The 20,057-nt window shown below is 64.3% G+C and carries 21 protein-coding genes; 14 read left to right on the top strand and 7 right to left on the bottom strand.

The window, feature by feature from the left end; genetic code table 11:
• Positions 1–5: 5 nt before the first annotated feature.
• The 4 genes from WJU21_RS15825 to WJU21_RS15810 all read left to right on the top strand — a co-directional run bounded on the left by WJU21_RS15825 (position 6) and on the right by WJU21_RS15810 (position 3,482).
• Entirely contained in the window at positions 6–449 is a 444-nt protein-coding gene (locus WJU21_RS15825) for a 3-hydroxylacyl-ACP dehydratase (RefSeq protein WP_346324418.1), read from the top strand.
• Positions 442–1,179: a 3-oxoacyl-ACP reductase FabG gene (gene fabG / locus WJU21_RS15820; RefSeq protein WP_346324417.1), complete on the top strand. Its 738-nt coding sequence runs from the start codon at positions 442–444 to the stop codon at positions 1,177–1,179. The genes WJU21_RS15825 and fabG overlap by 8 nt, the downstream gene beginning before the upstream one ends.
• Positions 1,179–2,402 carry a beta-ketoacyl-ACP synthase gene (locus WJU21_RS15815; RefSeq protein ID WP_346324416.1) on the top strand — a complete coding sequence of 408 codons (1,224 nt, stop codon included), beginning with the start codon at positions 1,179–1,181 and terminating at the stop codon, positions 2,400–2,402. The genes fabG and WJU21_RS15815 overlap by 1 nt, the downstream gene beginning before the upstream one ends.
• A gap of 123 nt (positions 2,403–2,525) precedes the next feature.
• The gene (locus WJU21_RS15810) at positions 2,526–3,482 is read left to right on the top strand and encodes an aldo/keto reductase (RefSeq protein ID WP_346324415.1); all 957 of its coding nucleotides are present in this window, start codon (positions 2,526–2,528) and stop codon (positions 3,480–3,482) included.
• Between the two features lie 75 nt (positions 3,483–3,557).
• Here WJU21_RS15810 and WJU21_RS15805 read toward each other — a convergent pair whose 3' ends face one another.
• Both WJU21_RS15805 and WJU21_RS15800 read right to left on the bottom strand, forming a co-directional pair.
• On the bottom strand, positions 3,558–4,553 hold the full coding sequence (locus WJU21_RS15805; RefSeq protein ID WP_346324414.1) for a glycosyltransferase family 2 protein: 996 nt from the start codon (positions 4,551–4,553) through the stop codon (positions 3,558–3,560).
• Positions 4,554–4,729: 176 nt separating this feature from the next.
• Positions 4,730–5,113 (bottom strand): VOC family protein, encoded by a 384-nt coding sequence (locus WJU21_RS15800; protein WP_346324413.1) that lies wholly within the window; start codon positions 5,111–5,113, stop codon positions 4,730–4,732.
• Positions 5,114–5,210: 97 nt separating this feature from the next.
• Here WJU21_RS15800 and WJU21_RS15795 point away from each other — a divergent pair, with 97 nt between their 5' ends.
• Positions 5,211–6,476 carry a saccharopine dehydrogenase NADP-binding domain-containing protein gene (locus tag WJU21_RS15795; RefSeq protein WP_346324412.1) on the top strand — a complete coding sequence of 422 codons (1,266 nt, stop codon included), beginning with the start codon at positions 5,211–5,213 and terminating at the stop codon, positions 6,474–6,476.
• On the opposite strand, the gene WJU21_RS15790 is transcribed toward WJU21_RS15795, so the two are convergent.
• Positions 6,473–7,282, bottom strand: a complete 810-nt coding sequence (locus WJU21_RS15790) for a hypothetical protein (protein WP_346324411.1) — start codon at positions 7,280–7,282, stop codon at positions 6,473–6,475. The two genes, WJU21_RS15795 and WJU21_RS15790, sit on opposite strands and share 4 nt — an antisense overlap.
• A complete protein-coding gene (locus WJU21_RS15785; protein WP_346324410.1) occupies positions 7,279–9,123 on the bottom strand; it encodes a hypothetical protein in 1,845 nt (614 codons plus the stop codon). The genes WJU21_RS15790 and WJU21_RS15785 overlap by 4 nt, the downstream gene beginning before the upstream one ends.
• A gap of 334 nt (positions 9,124–9,457) precedes the next feature.
• On the opposite strand from WJU21_RS15785, the gene WJU21_RS15780 reads away from it, so the two are divergent.
• The 5 genes from WJU21_RS15780 to WJU21_RS15760 all read left to right on the top strand — a co-directional run bounded on the left by WJU21_RS15780 (position 9,458) and on the right by WJU21_RS15760 (position 13,029).
• Entirely contained in the window at positions 9,458–9,640 is a 183-nt protein-coding gene (locus WJU21_RS15780) for a PLDc N-terminal domain-containing protein (protein WP_346324409.1), read from the top strand.
• 71 nt (positions 9,641–9,711) lie between these two features.
• On the top strand, positions 9,712–10,596 hold the full coding sequence (locus WJU21_RS15775; RefSeq protein WP_346324408.1) for a neutral zinc metallopeptidase: 885 nt from the start codon (positions 9,712–9,714) through the stop codon (positions 10,594–10,596).
• A 117-nt stretch (positions 10,597–10,713) separates the two neighbouring features.
• Positions 10,714–11,811, top strand: coding sequence for an AI-2E family transporter (locus tag WJU21_RS15770; RefSeq protein WP_346324407.1), 1,098 nt, complete (start codon positions 10,714–10,716; stop codon positions 11,809–11,811).
• Positions 11,812–11,903: 92 nt separating this feature from the next.
• The gene (locus WJU21_RS15765; protein WP_346324406.1) at positions 11,904–12,344 is read left to right on the top strand and encodes a hypothetical protein; all 441 of its coding nucleotides are present in this window, start codon (positions 11,904–11,906) and stop codon (positions 12,342–12,344) included.
• A 193-nt stretch (positions 12,345–12,537) separates the two neighbouring features.
• Positions 12,538–13,029: a hypothetical protein gene (locus WJU21_RS15760; protein WP_346324405.1), complete on the top strand. Its 492-nt coding sequence runs from the start codon at positions 12,538–12,540 to the stop codon at positions 13,027–13,029.
• Positions 13,030–13,040: 11 nt separating this feature from the next.
• Here the strand turns inward: WJU21_RS15760 and WJU21_RS15755 are convergent, their stop codons facing one another.
• Positions 13,041–14,426 carry an aromatic ring-hydroxylating dioxygenase subunit alpha gene (locus tag WJU21_RS15755; protein ID WP_346324404.1) on the bottom strand — a complete coding sequence of 462 codons (1,386 nt, stop codon included), beginning with the start codon at positions 14,424–14,426 and terminating at the stop codon, positions 13,041–13,043.
• A 133-nt stretch (positions 14,427–14,559) separates the two neighbouring features.
• Positions 14,560–15,387: an SDR family oxidoreductase gene (locus WJU21_RS15750; protein ID WP_346324403.1), complete on the bottom strand. Its 828-nt coding sequence runs from the start codon at positions 15,385–15,387 to the stop codon at positions 14,560–14,562.
• A gap of 436 nt (positions 15,388–15,823) precedes the next feature.
• Here WJU21_RS15750 and WJU21_RS15745 point away from each other — a divergent pair, with 436 nt between their 5' ends.
• From WJU21_RS15745 to WJU21_RS15735, 3 genes are all read left to right on the top strand, one after another.
• On the top strand, positions 15,824–16,489 hold the full coding sequence (locus WJU21_RS15745) for an ATP-binding protein (RefSeq protein WP_346324462.1): 666 nt from the start codon (positions 15,824–15,826) through the stop codon (positions 16,487–16,489).
• Positions 16,490–16,843: 354 nt separating this feature from the next.
• On the top strand, positions 16,844–17,203 hold the full coding sequence (locus WJU21_RS15740; RefSeq protein ID WP_346324402.1) for a hypothetical protein: 360 nt from the start codon (positions 16,844–16,846) through the stop codon (positions 17,201–17,203).
• A gap of 103 nt (positions 17,204–17,306) precedes the next feature.
• The gene (locus WJU21_RS15735) at positions 17,307–17,939 is read left to right on the top strand and encodes a glutathione S-transferase (protein ID WP_346324401.1); all 633 of its coding nucleotides are present in this window, start codon (positions 17,307–17,309) and stop codon (positions 17,937–17,939) included.
• A gap of 50 nt (positions 17,940–17,989) precedes the next feature.
• On the opposite strand, the gene WJU21_RS15730 is transcribed toward WJU21_RS15735, so the two are convergent.
• A complete protein-coding gene (locus WJU21_RS15730) occupies positions 17,990–18,388 on the bottom strand; it encodes a DUF4168 domain-containing protein (RefSeq protein ID WP_346324400.1) in 399 nt (132 codons plus the stop codon).
• A gap of 397 nt (positions 18,389–18,785) precedes the next feature.
• On the opposite strand from WJU21_RS15730, the gene WJU21_RS15725 reads away from it, so the two are divergent.
• Complete coding sequence (locus WJU21_RS15725; protein ID WP_346324399.1) at positions 18,786–20,051, top strand: acyl-CoA dehydrogenase family protein; 1,266 nt, start codon at positions 18,786–18,788, stop codon at positions 20,049–20,051.
• Positions 20,052–20,057: the final 6 nt, after the last annotated feature.

Raw genomic sequence — 20,057 nt, 5'->3', positions numbered from 1 at the left:
CCGCAATGTCACTGGACCTGGATCGTTTCGTGCCCCATCGGGGGCTGATGAGCTTGCTCGATGCGCTGATCGAGCATTCCGACGAGCAATCCGTCGCGTCCGTGTGCATTACGCCGCAATCGACCTTCTGTCTGCCGGGCCTTGGTGTGCCAGCCTATGTCGGCCTGGAATACATGGCCCAGACCGTAGCGGCATTCGATGGCGCCAAACGACACACGGAAGGCGCGGCGCCGATGCTGGGCTTTCTTCTCGGAACGCGGCGGTATCAATCGCTCAGGGACTACTTCGTCCCGGGCGAAACACTCGTCATCACCGCCACGATGACGGTGAGCCAGCATCCGGTGGCCGCGTTCGACTGTACGATTTTGATCGAGGAAGAAGTGGTCGCAACGGCCAGCCTCACTGTATACCGGGCGGAAGGCCAAAATCTGGAGTTCCCTGGTGAGTAACGATCCATCAACCAGGCCGGTGCTGGTCACTGGCGCGAGCAAGGGCATCGGCCGTGCCATCGCGGCGCGTCTTGCCGGCGATGGCTTCCCTGTCACGGTCCACTACAATCGCGACCTCGCTGGGGCTGAGGAAACCTGCGGCGCGATCGCTACGCAGGGCGGACGCGCACGCCTGCTGCGCTTTGACATCTCGGACCGCGCCGAGACCACCAGCGCAATCGAGTCCGACGTCGCCGAAAACGGCGCCTATTGGGGACTGGTGCTTAACGCGGGTATTGCCCGTGACGGCGCGTTTCCGGCGCTGCGTCCCGAACATTGGGACGACGTCATGCGCACCAACCTCGACGGTTTCTTCAACGTTACCCAACCGCTGGTGATGCCCATGATCCGTCGCCGCGACGGCGGCCGCATCGTTACCTTGTCGTCGGTTTCCGGCCTTATGGGAAACCGGGGGCAGGTCAACTACAGCGCCGCGAAGGCCGGCATCATTGGTGCCACCAAGGCACTGGCGGTTGAACTGGCAAAACGGTCCATCACGGTGAACTGCGTCGCCCCCGGCCTGATCGAGACGGACATGACCGGCGAGTTGCCAGCACAGGTACTCGACATGATCCCCATGCGCCGCATGGGACATCCGGACGAGGTCGCGGGCCTGGTCGGCTTCCTTTTGTCGGCCCAGTCCGCGTACATTACCCGCCAGGTGATATCGGTGAACGGCGGAATGTACTGATGCGGCGCGTTGTTGTAACCGGAATGGCCGGGATTACCCCGCTGGGCGGCGACTGGCCGCAGATCCGGGACGCCATGGAACTGGGTCAAACCGGCGTCAGGCAGATGCCCGACTGGGACCGTCTGATGGACCTCAATACCAGACTGGCCGCACCTGCCTGCTGGTTCGCGCACGAAAATCTCTATCCCCGCAAGAAGATGCGCGCCATGGGACGCGTCGCCGCCATGGCCGTGAACACCGCGGAAACGGCACTATTCCAGGCCGGCCTGCTAGACGATCCGCTTCTGAAGTCGGGCCGGGTCGGCGTCGCCTTCGGCTCATCCTACGGCTCGACAGACCCGACACGCGGATTCGTCCATTTCATGGAAACCGGCAAGAGCACTGACCTCAGCGCCACCAGCTATATCCGGATGATGAGTCACACGGCTGCCGTCAACATCGCTATCTTCTTCGGCCTTGCGGGCCGCGTGATCCCAACGTCGTCGGCCTGCACCTCCGGCTCCCAGGCCATCGGCTACGCCTATGAGGCGATAGGGCACGGCTATGCCGACGCCATGGTGGCTGGCGGCGCCGAAGAGCTTTGTCCGACCATGGTCGCGGTGTTCGACACGCTATTCGCCACCAGTTGCCGCAACGGCGAACCGAACCTGACGCCGCGTCCTTACGACCGCGCCCGCGACGGGCTGGTCATCGGCGAAGGCGCCGGAACGCTGGTGCTGGAGGAACGCGAGCACGCACTGGCGCGCGGCGCGACGATTCACGCCGAAATCGCCGGGTTCGGCACCAACATGGACGGCGTCCACATCACAGATCCGGTCAGCGAAACCATGGGCGCGGCCATGCAGCTTGCGCTGAACGACGCGGGCATCGAGGCCGCTGAGATCGCCATGGTGAGCGGTCACGGCACCGCGACCCGGCAGGGTGACATTGCCGAGACGCTCGCCACCCAGGCGATTCTCGGGGCGGACAAGCCCATGCACTCGCTGAAGAGCTATTTCGGCCACACGCTGGGAGCCTGCGGCGCGCTTGAGGCGTGGCTTGCGATCGAGATGATGCGCGAGAGCCGCTTCGTCCCCACTGCCAACCTCCAGGATCCCGATCCCGCCTGCGGCGTGCTGGACTACATAATGGGCGAGGCCCGCTCGATTGATGCCGAATTCGTCATGTCCAACAACTTTGCCTTCGGCGGCATCAACACCTCGCTCATCCTCGCGCGTCACTAGGAGATCGCCGCCGGCGCATAATCGCGGTCGGGATTGCGCACATTTTCGGTGACATCGACGGTGCTTCCGGGCACAGATGGCGCCGCCGGATTCGGCGCCCATGACGGATAAGGAGGGAACCCCATGGAAGAACGGTTGTTGGGAAATTCGGGCCTGAGGGTTTCCACGCTCGGCCTCGGCTGCAACAATTTCGGCTGGCAGATCGACGTGCCCGCCTCGAAGGCCGTATTGCACAAGGCGCTCGACCTGGGCGTGACCCATCTCGACACCGCCGACATCTATGGCGACGGCACCCCGGAAAACAATTCCGAGGCCTATCTGGGCCAGTTGCTCGGCCCGCGCCGCAAGGACGTGGTGATCGGCACCAAGTTCGGCCTGAAGACCATGAATCCGGCCGATGGCCTCGCCGGCGCCTCGCGCCGCTATATCATGCAGGCGGTCGAGGCCAGCCTGAAGCGGCTCAATACCGACTGGATCGACCTCTATTACCTGCACATTCCCGACGGCATCACCCCGACCGAGGAGACGCTGCGCGCCCTCGACGAACTGATCCACCAGGGCAAGATCCGCTATGCCGCCTGCAGCAACATGTCGCCGTGGAAGGTGACCGAGGCCCACTGGATCGCCAAGTATCATCACCTCAACGGCTATATCGCCTCGCAGAACCAGTACAGCCTTGTCGCCCGCGACGTGGAGAAAGAGCTGGCGCCGGCGCTGGAAGCGGCCGGCATGGGCCTGGTGCCGTTTTTCCCGCTGGCCTCGGGCTTCCTCACCGGCAAGTACAAGCGCGGCGAAGCCAGTGGCAAGGACACCCGCTTCGGGCGGCTGCAGGGGCTGGGCAACGCCTACGCCACCGACGCCAACTGGGAGATTGTCGAGAAGCTGAGCGCGTTCGCGGCAAGCCGCGACAAGGAGCTGCTCGACCTGGCCTTCGCATGGCTGCTGGCCAAGCGCGGCGTCGCCAGCGTGATCGCCGGCGCCACCCGGCCCGAGCAGATCGAGCGCAATGCCCAGGCCGTCACCTGGAAACTGACGCCGGACGAAGTGGCCGAAGTCGACGACCTGTCGAGCAAGGGCTGACCCACCGGGTCAACCGCCCTATTGGGCATGTGTCAGGATTGCGGGCGGGCTTGCTCTCGGGCAGCCCGCCTTCACTCATGTGGTCCGGCTTTGGTTCCCGGCCGGGTCTGCCCCGCATGCCGTGGACCCGGCATCGAAATTGATGCGCTCGCGCTCGGTCACATAGGGCCGGTTCTGCACGGTCGTGTGCACCGAGCCGATATATTCGCCGATGATCCCCAGCGCGATGAGCTGTACCGCGCCCAGGAAGAACAGGCCGATGACGACAGGCGCCAGGCCCAGGTCGAATTCGGTCCAGAAGAACAGCTTGTAGAGCAGATAGGCCAGCGCCACGACGAGCGAGCCGGCCGCCGTCACGAAGCCCAGGCCCGCCACCAGCCGCAGCGGCACCTTGGACAGATTGGTGATGCCCAGCATCGCCAGGTCGTACAGCGTGTACCAGTTGTTCTTGGTGATGCCCGACTTGCGGCCCGGCTGTTCGTAGGGAATCTCGAACCGCTGCAGGCCGATCTCGGCGATCATGCCGCGAAAATACGGATAGGGGTCGCCGAAACGGCGCACCTCCTCGATAACCTTGCGGTCATAGAGACCGAACCCCGTGAAATTCTGGATGGTCTCGATGGACGACAGCCGTTGGACCAGCGCGTAGTACTTCTTGCGCAGCCAGAACATCAGCTGCGATTCCTCGCTGGCATGCTTGATGCACAGCACGACCGGAAAGCCTTCCTCCCATTTGGCGACCAGCTGGGGAATGAACGAAGGCGGATCCTGCAGGTCGGCCACCAGCGAGATGACGGCCTCGCCCCGCGCCTGCAGGATGGCGTGCATGGGCGAGCGGATATGGCCGAAATTGCGCGCGTTGACGATGACCTTGACGTTGCGGTCGGCTGCGGCAAGCCGCTTGAGCACGGTCACCGTGCCGTCAGTCGAACAATTGTCGATGAAGATATGTTCGTAATCGTAGCGGCCGATCGCCTCGAACTGCGCCCGCACCTGGCGGTACAATTCCTCGACGTTGCCTTCCTCGTTGAAGCAGGCGGTGACCACGCTGAGCAGGCGTCTCCCGCTCATCGTCCCACCATGCCGGCTGACACCGATGCTCCCGGCGTCACCGCTGCGGCATGCCCCGTATTGCCCGTTTCAAGAAGGTGAATGGCGTCGGCTCCGGCTGCGGCGGCCGCCCTGTCGCGTCCGCCATGTCCAGCTTAGCGGCAACGCCGCCCCTGACAAACGGGAAACCCTCCGGCTCAGGCGCCGCTTCCATAGGGCCGGGTGATCGCTTCCAGAAAATGGCCGTCCGGATCGAGGAAGTAGACGCCGCGGCCGCCGTCGTTGTGGTTGATTTCGCCCGGCTGGCTGCGCCCCGGGTCGGCCCAGAACTCCAGCCCCTTGTCCTTGATGCGCCCCAGAATGCCGTCGAAAGCCTCCTCGCTCACCAGGAAGGCGTAGTGCTGGATGGAGAAATCGCTGCGGTCTTCGGAGAAATCCAGCGAGACGCCGTTGTCGACGTCGACCACATGAAAATGAGCGAATCTCTTCGGCGCCGGGCGGCCCAGCATCTCGGCAAGGAAATTGGCGGATTTCTGCTGGTCCCGGCACCAGACAATGGTGTGATTCAACTGAACGGTCATCGGCTTCTCCCTCAGCATGCCTGCCGATGACGTATCGCTGCAGCCGGATGAGTCAACCCGCCGGCGAAGTGCTATGATGCCCCTTCGGGAGGAAGCCATGCGGGAATTCGACGTCATCGTCGTGGGCGCAAGCGGCTATACCGGCCAGCGCGTCTGCGAGTATCTGGCCGGCCGCGCGCGTGAAACCGGCCAGCGCTGGGCCGTCGCGGGACGGCGCGCAGAGGTGCTCGCACCGCTTGCCGAACTGCACCAGGCGTCGGGCGCCATCGCTGCCGATTGCACGGTGCCCGCAGAAGCGGCGGAACTGGCGGCGCGCGGCGCGGTCATCACCAATCTGGCCGGCCCCTATTATGGCCGCGCCGAAACCCTGGTCGGCGCCTGCGCCGCGGCCGGCACCCACTATCTCGATCTGACCGGCGAGCTGGTGTTTGTGCGCGGCATCATCGACCGGTTCCACGACATCGCCCGCGACAGTGGCGCCCGGATTGCCCCGGTCGCCGGCTACGAGGCGCTGCCGTTCGACCTGATGGCCCTGGCGCTGCTGGAAGATTATATGGACCGGCACGGCGCAAGCCCCGCACGCATCGACCTGCTCGCCGGCGCCATGCAGCCGCCGCCCGGCGCGACCGGCCTGGGCGAAATGATCTCGGGCGGCACGGCCGAGACCATGCGGGTGATGCTGGAGAACGATTTCTCCGGCCTCGCCGAAGATCCCACCGCGCTCAACCCGGCCGACGACCCGGACCGGGCCGAGATCCGGCGCGCAATGCCCTACGACATGGCGCCCAGGCCCGACGATCTGGAGCCATGGACCATGCCGATCTTTCCCGGCCCCTATCTGCATCCGGCGGTGGTCAACCGCACCTTCGCGCTGTTGCGGCGCGAGCAGGTGCCGGTGTCCGCATCGATACACTACCGCGAGCGCATGAGCATGGGCGGCCGCGCCGGCGCCTTCGCGGCGCCCGCCTCTTATCTGATGTCGGTCAATGCGTCGGTGATGGGCTGGCTGTCGAGCACCTCGCTCAGGTTCCCGCGCCAGATCATGAAGTCGGTGGCCGACCGCTATTTCCCCAAGCCGGGATCAGGTCCCAGCCTGGAGAACCTGGACAACTGGCACTGGAACATCATCGGCCGCGCCAGCGGCCCGGCAGGCAATGTCGCCATGCAGCTCGACGCCGACGGCCATCCCGGCTACCGCACCACCGCCAACATGATCGCCGAAGCGGCCCTGATCCTGGCCGACCCGCAGGCCAAGACGCCCGGCCGTGCCGGCGTGCTTACCCCCGCGCTTGCGCTCGGCACGGCCGAGCTGCCACGCTTTGCAGCGGCAGGCTTGCGGTTCTCGGCGGTCGAAGCGAGCTAGCTGCCGTCCCTGGCGGATTTTTCCTCGACTGTCCGCGACCGGATGTCCTTGCGGTCCATACAGATGGGTTCCTGGCTCAGCGCCGCGGCCGTTTCGGACCGGATGCGCTGATATTCCTGCCTGGTTTCCGAGGGCAGGCCCGCGCGAGAATTCTCGATCGCGAAAGCCCGTGCCCGGCCCGCATTGCAATAGGCCAGCAAGACCTGCCGGTCGACATAATCACGCAGGTCCGGCGGCACGGCGATGTCCGTCCCCGGCGGTCGAAGCTGGAGCAAACGACCCGTTGCGCCGAGCATCCGGTCGGTCACGCGCACCAATCGCTTCAGGTGCTCTTCGTCCAGCTGACCCTGACGCGCCGCCGCCTCCAGGGCGTCCAGTTCCCGCCTTTCGCTTTCGATCTGCGCCGCCGGCAGCGCCAGGGCGATGGCGACACAGTCCCGAGGCGGGCGACGTTCCACGGTCTTGCACAGGGCCAGACCGGCGGCGACCACATCGCCAATCCGCTGCTCGCCCAGGACGCCGGCCTTCCAGTAGGCGACCGCGGCGATCCGATAGAAGGTGATGCGGTCGGTCTGCCCCTCGGTCACCTGCGCCTGATGGGCGGCCTGTCGCGCCAGTTCGGCGAGCGCCTGGTCGGATGTGACCTGCCTCACCAGTGCGTCATTCTGGCTGGCCTGCTGGACCAGCACCTCGCGGACCCTGTCATCAAGTTCCCGGATCGTGGAGGCAGTCTCCACGGTCTCGCAGCCGGTCATCAGGACCAGGGCCGTGACGGCAAGAAGTGCCGCACCCCATCTCGTCGTCATGCCATGCTCCCCTTGCCCAGAATGGCCATGATCTTCGCCTCGTCCAGTTCGGGCACCGTGCCCCCATTGACCGCATCGACGGCGAGCACCTCGAATAGTCGCAGCCAGTCCCTGGACCCGAAAGCATCGGGCGTCCTGACGACGATTGCGTTGATCGCCTCGGCGACAGCCTTGATGGGCTTGTCGTCGGAGGCAGCGGCCATGGCATTGTCTGCCGCGGTCCGCAGTGCCGATATGATCGCGTCCCGCAATGTTGCGCCGGCGAGCAGGCTGCCGCCGTCACGCCCCGTTGACCATGCTGCCGACGCGGCCTCCAGCAGGTCCCCGATGATCAGCGCCCCCAGTGCCGTGCCGGGAGCCGAGTCATCCAGCCCGAACAAACGGCCCGGATTCGCCGCCGCTTCGCCTGCGGCCACGGCCGCGATCTTCAACCAGTCGTCCGGCGACAGCAGGAGGTCCTCGTCCCTGGCCATCGCCGACGCGACCCCCGAGACGATGGCTTTCAGTTCGGTCCGCCGGACCCCGATCATGCCCGGCGTTGCCGCCGCCTGGACCAGGAATATCCGGCCGAGTTCGAGAATCTGGTCATGGCCGAAGCGTCGCAACGCGCCGCCTTCCGTGGTCAGCGCCTGCGACAACCCGCCGGAGACCTGGCCGATCATGGCCAGCGCCATCCCCTCCCATGCGTCGTCCCGGTCCAGCTTGAGCAGCCCGCCCGCATTCGCGTTGAGCGCCTGTACCGCCATGGCTGCGAGTTCGGCGCCGATCGGGCCATCAAAGCCCGGGTGAGCCTGCAACGTTGTCGCCGCGCCGGACAGCAGGCCGCGGATGAGTTCGTCCCTGGGTCTGGTCCCGTCGCCGGCAAACAAGGCGGGATGATCGGCAACCACCTGCAGCAGCGACGTGTAGAGCGTGATCCAGCCGCCGTCGCCGAACTGCCGGCGCAGGTCCGGGTCCTTCAGCGTGTTGAAAAGCGCGCCGGTCAGCGCCCCCAGCGCCTTGTCCGAGCCGAACTTCTTGCCGAGAAACGCATCGGGCTTTGCCGCCACGACGGAGAACGCGGCCGTCGCGGCCGGCCCCATCAGCGCATCCAGCAATGCCTGCCATTCCAGCCGTTCGCTCAGTCCGTCCGGCGTTGCCTCGATCAGCGGCGCCAGCGTTTCCGTGACCAGCTTTTCGGCATGCTCGCCGTCGAAGACCAGGCCGGGATGCGCGGCCAGTGCCGAAAGGCCGGCGCGCAGGAAGATTCCCACGAGATGATTGGCGAACTGGGCGCGTGGGCCGAATTCATCGGTGTCGTCGGGAACCAGGGCGGACAGGTTGCTGGCGATGGCGCCGATCAGCTTCTCGCCGCCGCCTCCCGCGCCGATAATCGACGGATTCGAGCCGACGAACTCCAGTGCAATGTCGGCCATGGTCAGGGCGATACGGCCGAGCGGGCTCAAGGGCTCGGCGGACCGGCTCCACTGCGAGATCAGCGCCCCGCCGGCCAGTTCGAGCCGTACAAACCGGCTCTCCTCGCCGACGCCCAGCGACGTCTCAGTCAGCGCTGCGAGGAAGGCGGCATGCAATGGCTCGATGGTCTTCGGCAGCTTGTTGACCGGACGTTGCGCGGCTTCGTCCCACAACACGATCAGTTGCGGGTCCGCCTTCAGCTTTTCGAGGTTGGCGGGATCGCCATAGAAGTCGATCAGCAATTGATAGGGACTGAAGGGCGCCGGCGGCATGATGTCCGGCATGTAAACCGCCCTGTCGCGCGACCGTTGCGCGTAGATTTCCGCGCCCGACCGACCGAGCCGGACCGCGGCGCGAATTCCGAACATTATCAGCACAGGATCCATGACGCCCCCTCCAGGCCGGTTGCGCTGTTCCCCGCTGCCGCCTGGCGGCACGGTTCGCCGTCATGAAAACGCAGTCGCGGCACCCTGCAGGCTGACGCAATCACTATCCCCGGGCCAATGGCTTTCGGGGACATGCGGTGCATGGAATGGCGATCAGGCCCTGCTGGATGTTAGGGCAGCACAGGCACTTTGTCATCATGGCCGGCCTTAGGACCGGGTGGTCTGTTTCGATGGAGGCAGCTGCTTCCGGTCTGGCCACGATCTCGTCTGATTGCGCTTACGCCGGTAGCGCCGGCCCGCTAGGGTGGCGGCTGCCATCACTGGAGAACCTTTCATGCTAGACTTCCCCTATTCAGGTTTGTTGGGCCTCATCATCCTGGTGCTCGATATCTACGCCATCATCAGGGTGGCGCAGAGCGGCGCCGGCGCCCTGTCCAAGGCGATCTGGATTGTCGTCATTCTGCTGCTGCCGGTATTGGGGCTCATCCTGTGGGCGCTATTCGGCCCCAAAAGGTAGGGTGATACGCCGGCAGCTTGTGACGCCGCGCGCAACTCACTACCGTTGATACAAAGGTACGGGAGACCTCGATGCGTTGGCGCGGCCGCCGCGAAAGCAGCAATATCGAAGACATGCGTGGCCAGGGCAGCACGGGCAGGCGCGGCTTGCGCATGCCCGGCAGCGGCGGTGGTGGCGGCAAGCTGGGGATCATCGGGACGATCGTCGTCGTGCTGGCAGGGCTTTACTTCGGCGTTGACCCATCCGTGTTCCTGGGCGGTGGCGGCGCGCCGCAAGCGCCGGCGCACACCGTCGACACGTCCTCGCCCGAAGCACGGGACAGCCGCGCCTTCGTCGCCACGGTCCTCGCCGACACGGAAGACACCTGGCATCGGATCTTTGGCCTGATGGGCCGCAGCTACGAGGAACCCAAGCTGGTCCTGTTCAGCGGCTCGGTCCAGTCGGCCTGCGGCTTCGCCCAGTCGGCGACCGGACCGTTCTACTGTCCCGGCGACCAGAAGGTGTATCTGGATACCAGCTTCTTCGACGAACTCGGCAGCCGCTTCGGCGCACCGGGCGACTTTGCCCAGGCCTATGTGATCGCCCACGAGATCGGCCACCACGTCCAGACCCTGCTGGGCATCTCAAGGCAGGTCGCGAGCCTGCGTGCCCAGGCCAGCCAAAGAGAAGGCAACGCCCTGTCCGTCAGGCAGGAACTACAGGCCGACTGCTTCGCCGGAATATGGGCCTACCATGCACGCCGCAGCCGCGACCTGCTCGAGGCAGGGGACATCGACGAAGCATTGACCGCGGCCACCGCGATCGGCGACGACCGGCTGCAAAAGCAGGCTCAGGGCCATGTGGTTCCCGACGCGTTCACCCACGGCAGCTCGGCCCAGCGGGTGCGCTGGTTTCGACAGGGCATGCAGACGGGCACCATGGATGCCTGCGACACCTTCAACGCCCGGGAACTCTAGCCCTCGAGCGGAACTGGCGGCGTTCTGACGCGTTCGCGAGCAGATCGGTCGGTTATTGCGGGCGGTCACGACGCGTGGTGCTATTGTGCCGCTCCTCAAACCGGTTCCTGCCCGATGATGCCAACACCGCTTCCGACAGAAAAGCTGCAACGCTGGGCCTACATATCGCTCATCGGACTGTTCGTCTGCGCGGTCGTCTCAAGCCTGTATTTTGCAGCCGATGTATTCATCCCGCTGGTCGGCGCGGTCCTCATGGGCTTTACCTTCGCGCCGCTGATCCGGCCGCTGGCGCGGCGGGGCGTGCCATCGCCCCTGCTCGCCGCGATCGTCCTCGCGACACTGATTGGCGTGGCCGCGCTTGCCGTGACGGCCGTCAGCAAACCGGCCATCGACTGGATCGACCGGGCGCCCAAGATCGCCAAGCAGCTTGAGCGCAAGTTCAGGCCGATGCGCGAGTCCGTCGCCACGGTGGAGAAGGCGTCCGCCGATGTGATGAACCTGACCAACACCGACCGGAAGAAGCGGACGACCACGATCGTTGCCGCTTCGCCATCGATGATGGAGCGCATTGCCGGCGGCATCCAGCATATCGGCGTCAATCTCGCCATGATGCTGGTGCTGTTGTATTTCCTGCTGGCGGCCGGCGACATGTTCAAGGAAAAAACCGTCCGGCTGATGCCCACATTCCACGACAAGCGCGCCGTCGTGTCCATCATCAACAAGATCGAGAGCGAGGTATCTTCATACCTTATCACCATCCTGCTGATCAACGTGGCGCTGGGCGCGGTGGTCGGCGGCGGCCTCTATGCCATCGGCCTGAACAATGCGCTGTTCTGGGGCATCACCGTCGCCATTCTCAACTTCATTCCCTATATCGGATTTCTGATCGGGCTCAGCCTGGTCACGGTCGCCGCGTTGCTGCAGTTCTCCGGCATTGGCGACGCGCTGCTTGCGCCCGCCATCTACACCGTCGCCAATATGCTCGAGGCGAGCTTCATCACCCCCAGCCTGCTGGGCCGCCGCTTTACCCTCAACCCCGTCATCGTATTCCTGTCAGTGGTGATCTGGACCTGGCTGTGGGGCATTCCCGGCGCGCTGATGGCCGTACCGATCACAGTGGTGATGAACGTGATCTTCAGCCACATTCCCGCGCTCAGGCCGCTCAACGAATATCTCAGCGGACGGGTGCGCGTGCGTGAAGCCGTCATTACCTGACGGCAGCCCCGCAGCACGAATAAGCACGTGTATCCCGCCGCATCGTTCCTATCTAAATGGCATTGGCAACATGCAGTCAGATGGAGGTTTCCATGGCAGGGAACAGTTCACTCACGCGCATGGGTTGGATTGCAGCCGGGGTGATCATTCTGGGCGGCATCCTGTATTGGCAGCTCAGACCTTGGGCCGATGATGCGGAAAGGGCCAGGCTCGCCGGGTTGCGCGACCAGCTAGCAGCGTTCTACGAGACCCACCCGCCGGTTCCGGGGTGGCGCATTACCGCGATCGACGTCGCCCCCCCAGGCATTGTCGTCGCACTGGAAATGCCGGCAAAAACCGCCGACGCGCTGCAGCTGCGGCCGGCCGTCTACCGGCTCCAGGCCGCAGGCGCCATCTGCCCCGAGCCTGGCGATCCCATTTACAGTCAGCTTGGTGAATTTAGCCTGGAGATTCATCCGTTCGCCGATGGAAAGCCGGTCCTGGTCCAGGCTGACTGCCGCAAGGTGCGCCAAATGGCGCCGGTGTCGCCGTAGCCGCTCCAATAAGCATTTTAATAAAATTCAAAATATCTATTGCGTCAGAATCCCTCGTGCCTCATAAGAGACCGAGGTACCGCAGTGTGCGGTGGAGGGGCTCCAAGTGTCTACAGACGCCGCATCAGCGCGAAAGTCGGTGGCCGAAAGCCAGGGTTGGCGTTACCTGCCCGCCCAAGCCAGGGATGGACGAGTGAAAAAGAAGCGCCTGGTTCCTGCGAACCGCGCCAAGCTCGACGAAAAGTCACGCATCTTCGCCTACGAGTTCGGGGTCCTGCTCTGCGAACTGCTCCCGCGTTATCAGACGGCTTTTCAATCCGACTTCTCCAAGGTGCTGATCATCCATGCCATCGGCGTCGCCAGCGTCAGCCGGCTGATGTCGAGGCCGGAAGCCGGCACCTACGAGGCATTGTCCGCAATGGTGCCCAGCGAATTGCAGGTACCGGTCAATGCCCTCTCGGTCGCGGAATCCACCGGAATCCCGCGGGAGACCGTGCGCCGCAAGATCAAGGAAATGATCGTCGACGGCTTTCTCGTCGAGGACGAACGAGGCGGCTACCGGATGAACCCCGGCACCCTGCAGAGCGACGCCATGCTGGAGATTTATTATCAGCAGCTCCAGAGCCTGACGATGCTGCTCAACCGCTGCCTCGAATCCGGCATCATCAGCATCGAGGACGCCTAGATCCTCGCGCGTCAGCCTGCCAGATACTTGTCCAGGGTCTGGTGCATGTGCCTGATCCGGACTTCCTGGTAATTCCCCAATGTTGCGCGCTTCTTCTTCGCCGCGCCGAAGCCTTCCTGCTGCCATCCCATGTTGCCGGTATCCTGGTCGTAGATCACCGCCATGCTCGGATCCATTCCCGGCACGATCCCATAGGATTCCTCGACCTTCACCCGGAAGGGTTCGTAAGGCTCGGGCCGCGGCCCGTCCTTCGGCACCGGTGACAGCAGCAGCAGGTCGAACAGCGTCCTGGTGTGGTCGGTGCCCAGCGGCCGAAACCGGTAGACGATGGGGAACGAGAGCGCGAGGAAGAAGTGCGCGTTCGGAAACGCGAAATAGCCGACCGTATCGATCACCTCGGTGACGCTGAATGCCGACAGGTCGCGGCCGCAATGCTCGCCGATCAGGTCGCGGAAATATTGTGCCATGATCGCCCGTGCCCGGCCGCCATCCGGCACGCGCAGCGCACCGCCCAGCTGTTCGCGGTCACCCAGCACCATGGTGTCCAGGATTTCCTGCTGCGACACCTCGCGCTCCAGCAGCGGGCTTGGCGACCCCACAAGGTTGAAGAGGCGGTCGACGTGGTCGCTGAGGATGTCGTACTGGGTATTGATGTCGCCCGACGCCGGCAACAGCTGCGGATGGGTCGCCAGCAGATGGTACGCCTCGAGGAAAGCTTCCTGCGCCACTTTCCAGTTGCAGGGCAGCTCCTTTTCCACATGGAGCGAGACATAGCGGTCCTCGAATCCCGCCCGCTTCGCATCCTCGGTCAGCGGCGCCAGATACGCGTCCAGCGGCACGGCGTTCTCGTCCATATTGACGAAGACGAAACCGCCCCAGACACCGACCCTGGCTTCCGGCAGATCGAACTCTTCCTTGTTCACATGCGGAAAATCCCACTCGCACAGCAGCCGGGTCAGCTCGCCGTTCAGGCTCCACGTCCAACCGTGATACGGACATGAGATGGCCTGCGAGCTTCCCGTTGTGCCTGACGGCTTCAGCTTGGTGCCGCGATGAAGGCAGGCGTTGTAGTAGGCCTTGATCGTGTCCGGCGCCGTGCGCGTCACGATCAGCGAGTAGGGGCCCACATCGTAAACGTAATAGTCGCCAACCTCCGGAATATGTTCCTCGCGGCAGGCCCACTGCCACGTGCGCGGCCACATGCGTTCCATCTCCAGGTCGAAGAATGGCCTCGACGTGTAGCGCTCGAAGGGCAAGTCCGCGCTGCCCAGATATTGATAGGCCTGCTTGCGGTATGCGGGCGGTGGATTGTCGCCGTCGGCGTCGAGTACATCCTGAACGCTGTCGCCCGGACAACGCGCCTCGCCCGGCGCAAGGATTAAAGACGGCTTGTTCAAGAGAGCCTCCCCGACTCGTACATAACGGATGTCATGCACCAATACAGGATCATGCCCGGACTCGCAAGCCGGCACGCCGGATGTCCGCTTTCCGGCCGCCATCACCGACGTATTCCTGGCGCTGGACTAGACGTCAGAACTTGACGTGCTTGGTGTATCCGCCGTCGATCACCACGTTCTCGCCAACCACCCATGAGGCGCGTGGGCTGGCCAGGAACGCCACCACATCGCCCACTTCCTCGGCGCGGCCGAAGCGGCGCGACGCCTGCTTGGCAATATTGGCTTCCACATAATCCGGCATGTTCTGGTCCAGCCAGTCCCACGAGCCGCCCTTGATGTAGATCGGGCCTGGCGACACGCAGTTACAGCGAATGCCCTCCCCGAGGAACTCGTGCGCCAGCTGCGCGGTATAATTGATCAGCGCCGCCTTCATGGCGCCGTAACTCTGCGAGCTGCCGGCGAAGGCGTGATGCTCCACCGCGCTGATCGTCGACACCTGCACCCACGCTGCCTGGTCCGACTGTTTCAGATAGGGATAGGCTGCGTCCCACATGGCCACGGCCGACATCATGTCGACGTTGTAGCTGATATCCCAGCCCTTCCTCGACCGGGGAATGCCGCCCAGCGCGCTGGCATTCGACACCACGATATCGAGACCGCCCATCTGGCGCGCCGCCTTTTCCACCCACGCCGTCACCTGATCGAAATAGCCGCAATCGACCACATCGCCATAGACCGTACCCAGCCCGCTCATGGCCGCAACCGCTTCTTCGACGCCGTCGCCGGGAAGATCGTTGCGGATAACTTCCGGTTCGGTGGTGCTCGCGTCGCCGGAACGGGCCGTGCGGCCACAGATGGAAACAATGGCGCCTTCCGCCAGAAAGCGCTCGGCGATCGCCCGGCCGACGCCGCGCGTTGCTGCGCTGATGATGACCTTCCGTCCCGTCAGTTCCAGATCCACCGCATATCCCCTTGTTTGCCGCTTCGGAGCAATCCTGACGGAAGCGGTCGTCCGCCACAACCAATTACTGACTATATTGTCAGCTCTTCTTTGGCCCGGTGCCGACATGGTGTGCAGAAGATTTGCGGGGGGATTCCGCCGTTGCGGTTCATTGCGGAACTGTCATGATATGCTTGGAAACGAGGCTTAATCGTTTCCAGGGGCGCACTTGCTTCAGAGACCCCCTCTTGCGCAGGTGCGCCCCACTCATATCCGGCGCTTGGTATTCCCTTACCCGCCCCTGGAGCCTGCCGTTTGGCAACATGCCGGTGCTGCTGCTAGGGTCGCGCCTCAATACTGTCAGCAGGAGCCAGGCCATGACCGGAACGCGCGCCCGCCGCCCGGAGATCGCCGGCAAGCAGATATCCAAACGGCGCAACGAGCGGACTTGAGCACCGTGCGGCCCAAGGTCTGTGTCTCCTGGAGTTCGGGCAAGGACAGCGCCTTCGCGCTGTGGGAGGCGCGCCGTGACGGTGTGCTCGACGTGGCATCGGTGCTGACCACCGTCAACGTTGCGCACGGCCGCGTCGCCATGCACGGTGTGCGCGACGCCCTGCTCGACCGGCAGGTGGCCGCGCTTGGCTTGCCCTGCCTGAAAGTGAGTATTCCCAGCCCCTGTCCGAACCATATCTATGAAGCGCGCATGCGCGAGGCGACTGCGCGGCTCATCCGGGACGGCATTACCCAAATGGTGTTCGGCGACCTGTTCCTCGAGGATATCCGAGCCTACCGCGAGGACCGGTTGCGCGAGGCCGGCATGACCGGCATCTATCCCCTGTGGGGCCGCGACACCCTCGCACTGGCGAACGAGATGATCGACAGCGGCCTGGTCGCCTATCTGACCTGTGTCGATCCACGCCGCCTCGACCGTTCATTCGCCGGAAGGCGGTTCGATGCCGCCCTGCTCGCCGATCTGCCGGACAGCGTCGATCCCTGCGGCGAGAACGGCGAGTTTCACACCGTCGTGACCGGCGGCCCCATGTTCTCGGCGCCCATTCCGGTCAGCATTGGCGAGGTGGTCGAGCGCGACGGCTTTGTCTTCGCCGACGTGATCCCGGCCTAGCGACCCGGCGGCGCGGATTCATCACGTCGGATTCTAGCATCTGCCACGGTTCGTCAGCGCCCCGTCCCGCTGCGCGGCGATACGGCGCCGGCATCCCGACTCCGGCGCATCAGGCACGGACGAAGCGGCTGCCCCATCCAGCCACATCCATCTGCCGAAAAAATACAGCCAGCCTCAAAAACCATCAGCTTTGTCCATATTTTGTGTTACATTTTGATTGCGCCGACTAAAGAGTGTGTGAGGTGTTTGCCTCCCTCGACATGACGGCAAATCCTCCCTTCATTCCGGGCCGGTGGAGCATTGTGCCGGGGCAGTTGCCCCGGTTGGGGAGACTCTAGGCAACAGGAGGGGAGAATGAACGCGTTGATCGCCGTGATCGGCACCGCAATTCTCGGTTGGGTTTGGTTGATGGTCTACAACTACGCCAGCGGGTTCGACGACCTGTTCCTGCTGGGATCGTTCGCCGCGGCAACGCTGCACTTTCCCACATACAAGGCAGAAGCGAGCGTCGGGAATTTCCTGCGGGCGCGTGTCCACGAACTCAAGCAATGCACCTGCATCGTCGTCGCCTGCATCGCCATCGGCCTGATGATGATCGCCCCCGGCGGCGGCATCCTCGACATCACCTGGAGCGCGATCGTCCAGATCACAGTTACCTCCGTCGGCGCGGTCGTCATCGTCCACACCATCGGGCGGCTGCTCTGGCGCGTCTGACCCTTAACGGGGCTGCTGGCGCCGCCGGGCGCCGGCGGCCCTTTGACACGCTCCCTGCCGCGCACCATGATCGCGTCCGGTTCACGCGGCGGGGAGGCCATCGATGATTACCGTTCATCACCTGAACAATTCCAAATCCCAGCGCATCGTCTGGCTGCTGGAGGAACTTGGACTGGACTACAGGCTCGAATTCTACAGGCGGGAACCAACGCTCGCCGCACCGCCCGAAATGCGTGACGTCCATCCCCTCGGCAAGGCGCCGATCGTCGAGATCGACGGCCAGGTGATGGCGGAATCGGGCGCGATCATCGAATATATCGTGCAGCGTTACGGCAATGGCCAGCTCATGCCGGCCCCAGACACGGCCGACTATGCCCGTTATCTCGAGGTGCTGCACTACGCCGAAGGCTCGGCCAACCCGATCCTGCTGATCAGCATGATGTTTCCCATGTTCGGGATCGACAATCCGGTGGCGACCGGGTTTCTCACCAATGCCGTCAAGCTGCACCTCGATTACATTGAGGGCATGCTTGAGAACCGGGATTATTTTGCCGGCGACCGGTTCACCGCCGCCGACCTCCACATCACGTTCAACCTGCAGATGGCCCAGGCGTCGAACCTGATCGGCGACAGGCCGCGAATGCTGGCATTCCTCGACCGGGTGACCGGCCGCCCGGCCTATTTGCGTGCCATCGAGAAAGGCGGCCCGTTCGACCTGACCGCCAACCGGCGCTGAATCGCAAAAGGCCCGGGCATGCCCGGGCCTTTCCGTCCACATCCGGCTGATTACTGGATCTTGGTATCCGGCTCAGCCTGTCCCTTCATGGACGCAACCTTCGCCGCCAGGGCGGGATCGGCCTTGGTCGCCATATAGATCTGGTTGTATTCGGCCGTCGTCAGCCCTTCGGACTTCACGGCGTCCGCCAGATCGATATTCTTCAACTGCGTGACCTGCTTCCTGGCGGCTTCGTCAGTCGCGCCGTTCGCGCGCGCCGAATATTGCTTGTTCAGCGCCTCGACCTTTTCGTGTGCCGCCGCGAACGACGCCAGCTGCTCATCGGTGAAGGACGCCTGCGCGGCCTCCTCCTTGGCGGGCGCCGGAGCGCTCGTGGCGGCCATGGCCGGCGCGGCGAGGCCCATGCCGATCGCGATCATCGAAGCGCCAATAAACTTGCCATACAACATGTTATCTTCCTTTCTCGCTATCAAACCTTGCGGCCTGCGACAGCCGCATGATGGGCAATGGACGCGCCAGGCGGCTATTTGTTCCGGTGATTCCGCTGGGAAGGGCCTCCTGAAATTATTTCGATTCCGCATTTATCGGCGGCCTCCAGCCATTTTTGGCGCAATTACCCGGGTTGGTAGCGGCGGTGCGCATTGAGGTGTCATGACACCTCCTGTGTCGCATCGGACAGCGCGGTCTCCACGGCAGGCCGGCGTCCCGTGCACTGTCGCGCGCCCGGAAAGCGCCTGTGATCCGCCCTGATTGTTATTTCGCTGGGCTGGAAACCGCTCTAGGCTTCCCGGCAGGAGACTAGGGCCGGATCGCTGCGAGGCGCGTCCGCATTCATGGAGAGACTTGATGGAAGGAACCGCCAAAGCCGTTCACGGCGCCGCGCCGAAGGGAAACGGCGCCAAACCACTGTCCGGCACACCGCTGGAGCGTATCGCCCGCCTGAAGGACGTGATCGCCAAGGGCGGTGACGAGGCGCAGAAGATCCGCCGTCTGCCCAACGAAACGGTCGACGCACTGCTGGATGAGGGGCTCTTCCGTTTCGCGCAGCCCACCGAACTGGGCGGCGAGAACGCCAGTGCCTGCGAGACCGTGGAAATTCTCGAAGCCATCTCGGCCATCGACGCATCGGTGGGCTGGAACGTCATGCTCGGGTCCGAAATCAACGCCATGGCCGCAGGCGGCATGGATCCGGCGCTGGCGAGGGAAGTCTATCTCGATAATCCGCGCGTGATCATGTGCGGCGGCGGCGGCCCCGGCTCCATGCCGTCCCGTGCCGAGGCGCAGTCCGACGGCAGCTTCAAGGTCTGGGGCGAAGCAACCTTCATCAGCGGCTGCTACAACGCCGAGTGGTGCTTCATGGCCGCCCCGATCGTACCGGAAGGCCAGGGCTTTACCGGCAGCCCGCTGGATGCCCGCATGTGGTTCCTGCACAAGTCCCAGTATGAGATTATCGATGTGTGGGACATGGCCGGCCTGCGCGGATCGGGCTCCAATACGGTCCGCGCGGAAGCCGCCGTGGTGCCGGCGAAATACGCCGACGTCCAGCTGGTCACCGTGCCGCCGCACTATGACAACCCGGTATTCCGCATCCCGATCCCGCTGCGCCTGTCCTACAACAAGGTCGCCGTGGCGCTGGGCGTGGCGCGCGGCGCGCTCGATGCGTTCGTCGACCTGGCGAACAACAAGATTCCCTTTCTGTCCGGCTCCAAGCTGACCGAACGTCCTATCGCCCAGCACCGCATGGGCGAGGCGGAAGGCAAGTTCCGTGCCGCCCGCGCCTATGTGCTCGACGCCATGAACGAGGTCGAGGAAGAACTGCGCAAGGGCGCCGAGGCGCCCGGCGCTTGGACCACCCAGAACGCCCGCCTTGCCTGCACCCATGGCGCACAGGCCTGCATGGAAGTGGTCGACCTGCTGCACAATACCGCCGGCACCAGCGGCATGCAGATGAAGAGTCCGCTGGAGCGCAAGCTGCGCGACAGTCATGGCTGCGCCACCCATCGCTGGGTCGCTCACCCGCTGTTCGGCGACCTGGGCAAGATCCTGCTCGGTCACGAAGCCGGCCCCGAATTCGCCGGCACCGGCGGCCCCGGCCTGGGCGCCAAGAAATAGCCAGGT

Origin of the sequence: Emcibacter sp. SYSU 3D8 (genome assembly GCF_039655875.1) — a bacterium.
Taxonomy (GTDB): Bacteria; Pseudomonadota; Alphaproteobacteria; order SMXS01; family SMXS01; genus RI-34.
This window is presented reverse-complemented; position numbering and strand designations above follow the sequence as displayed.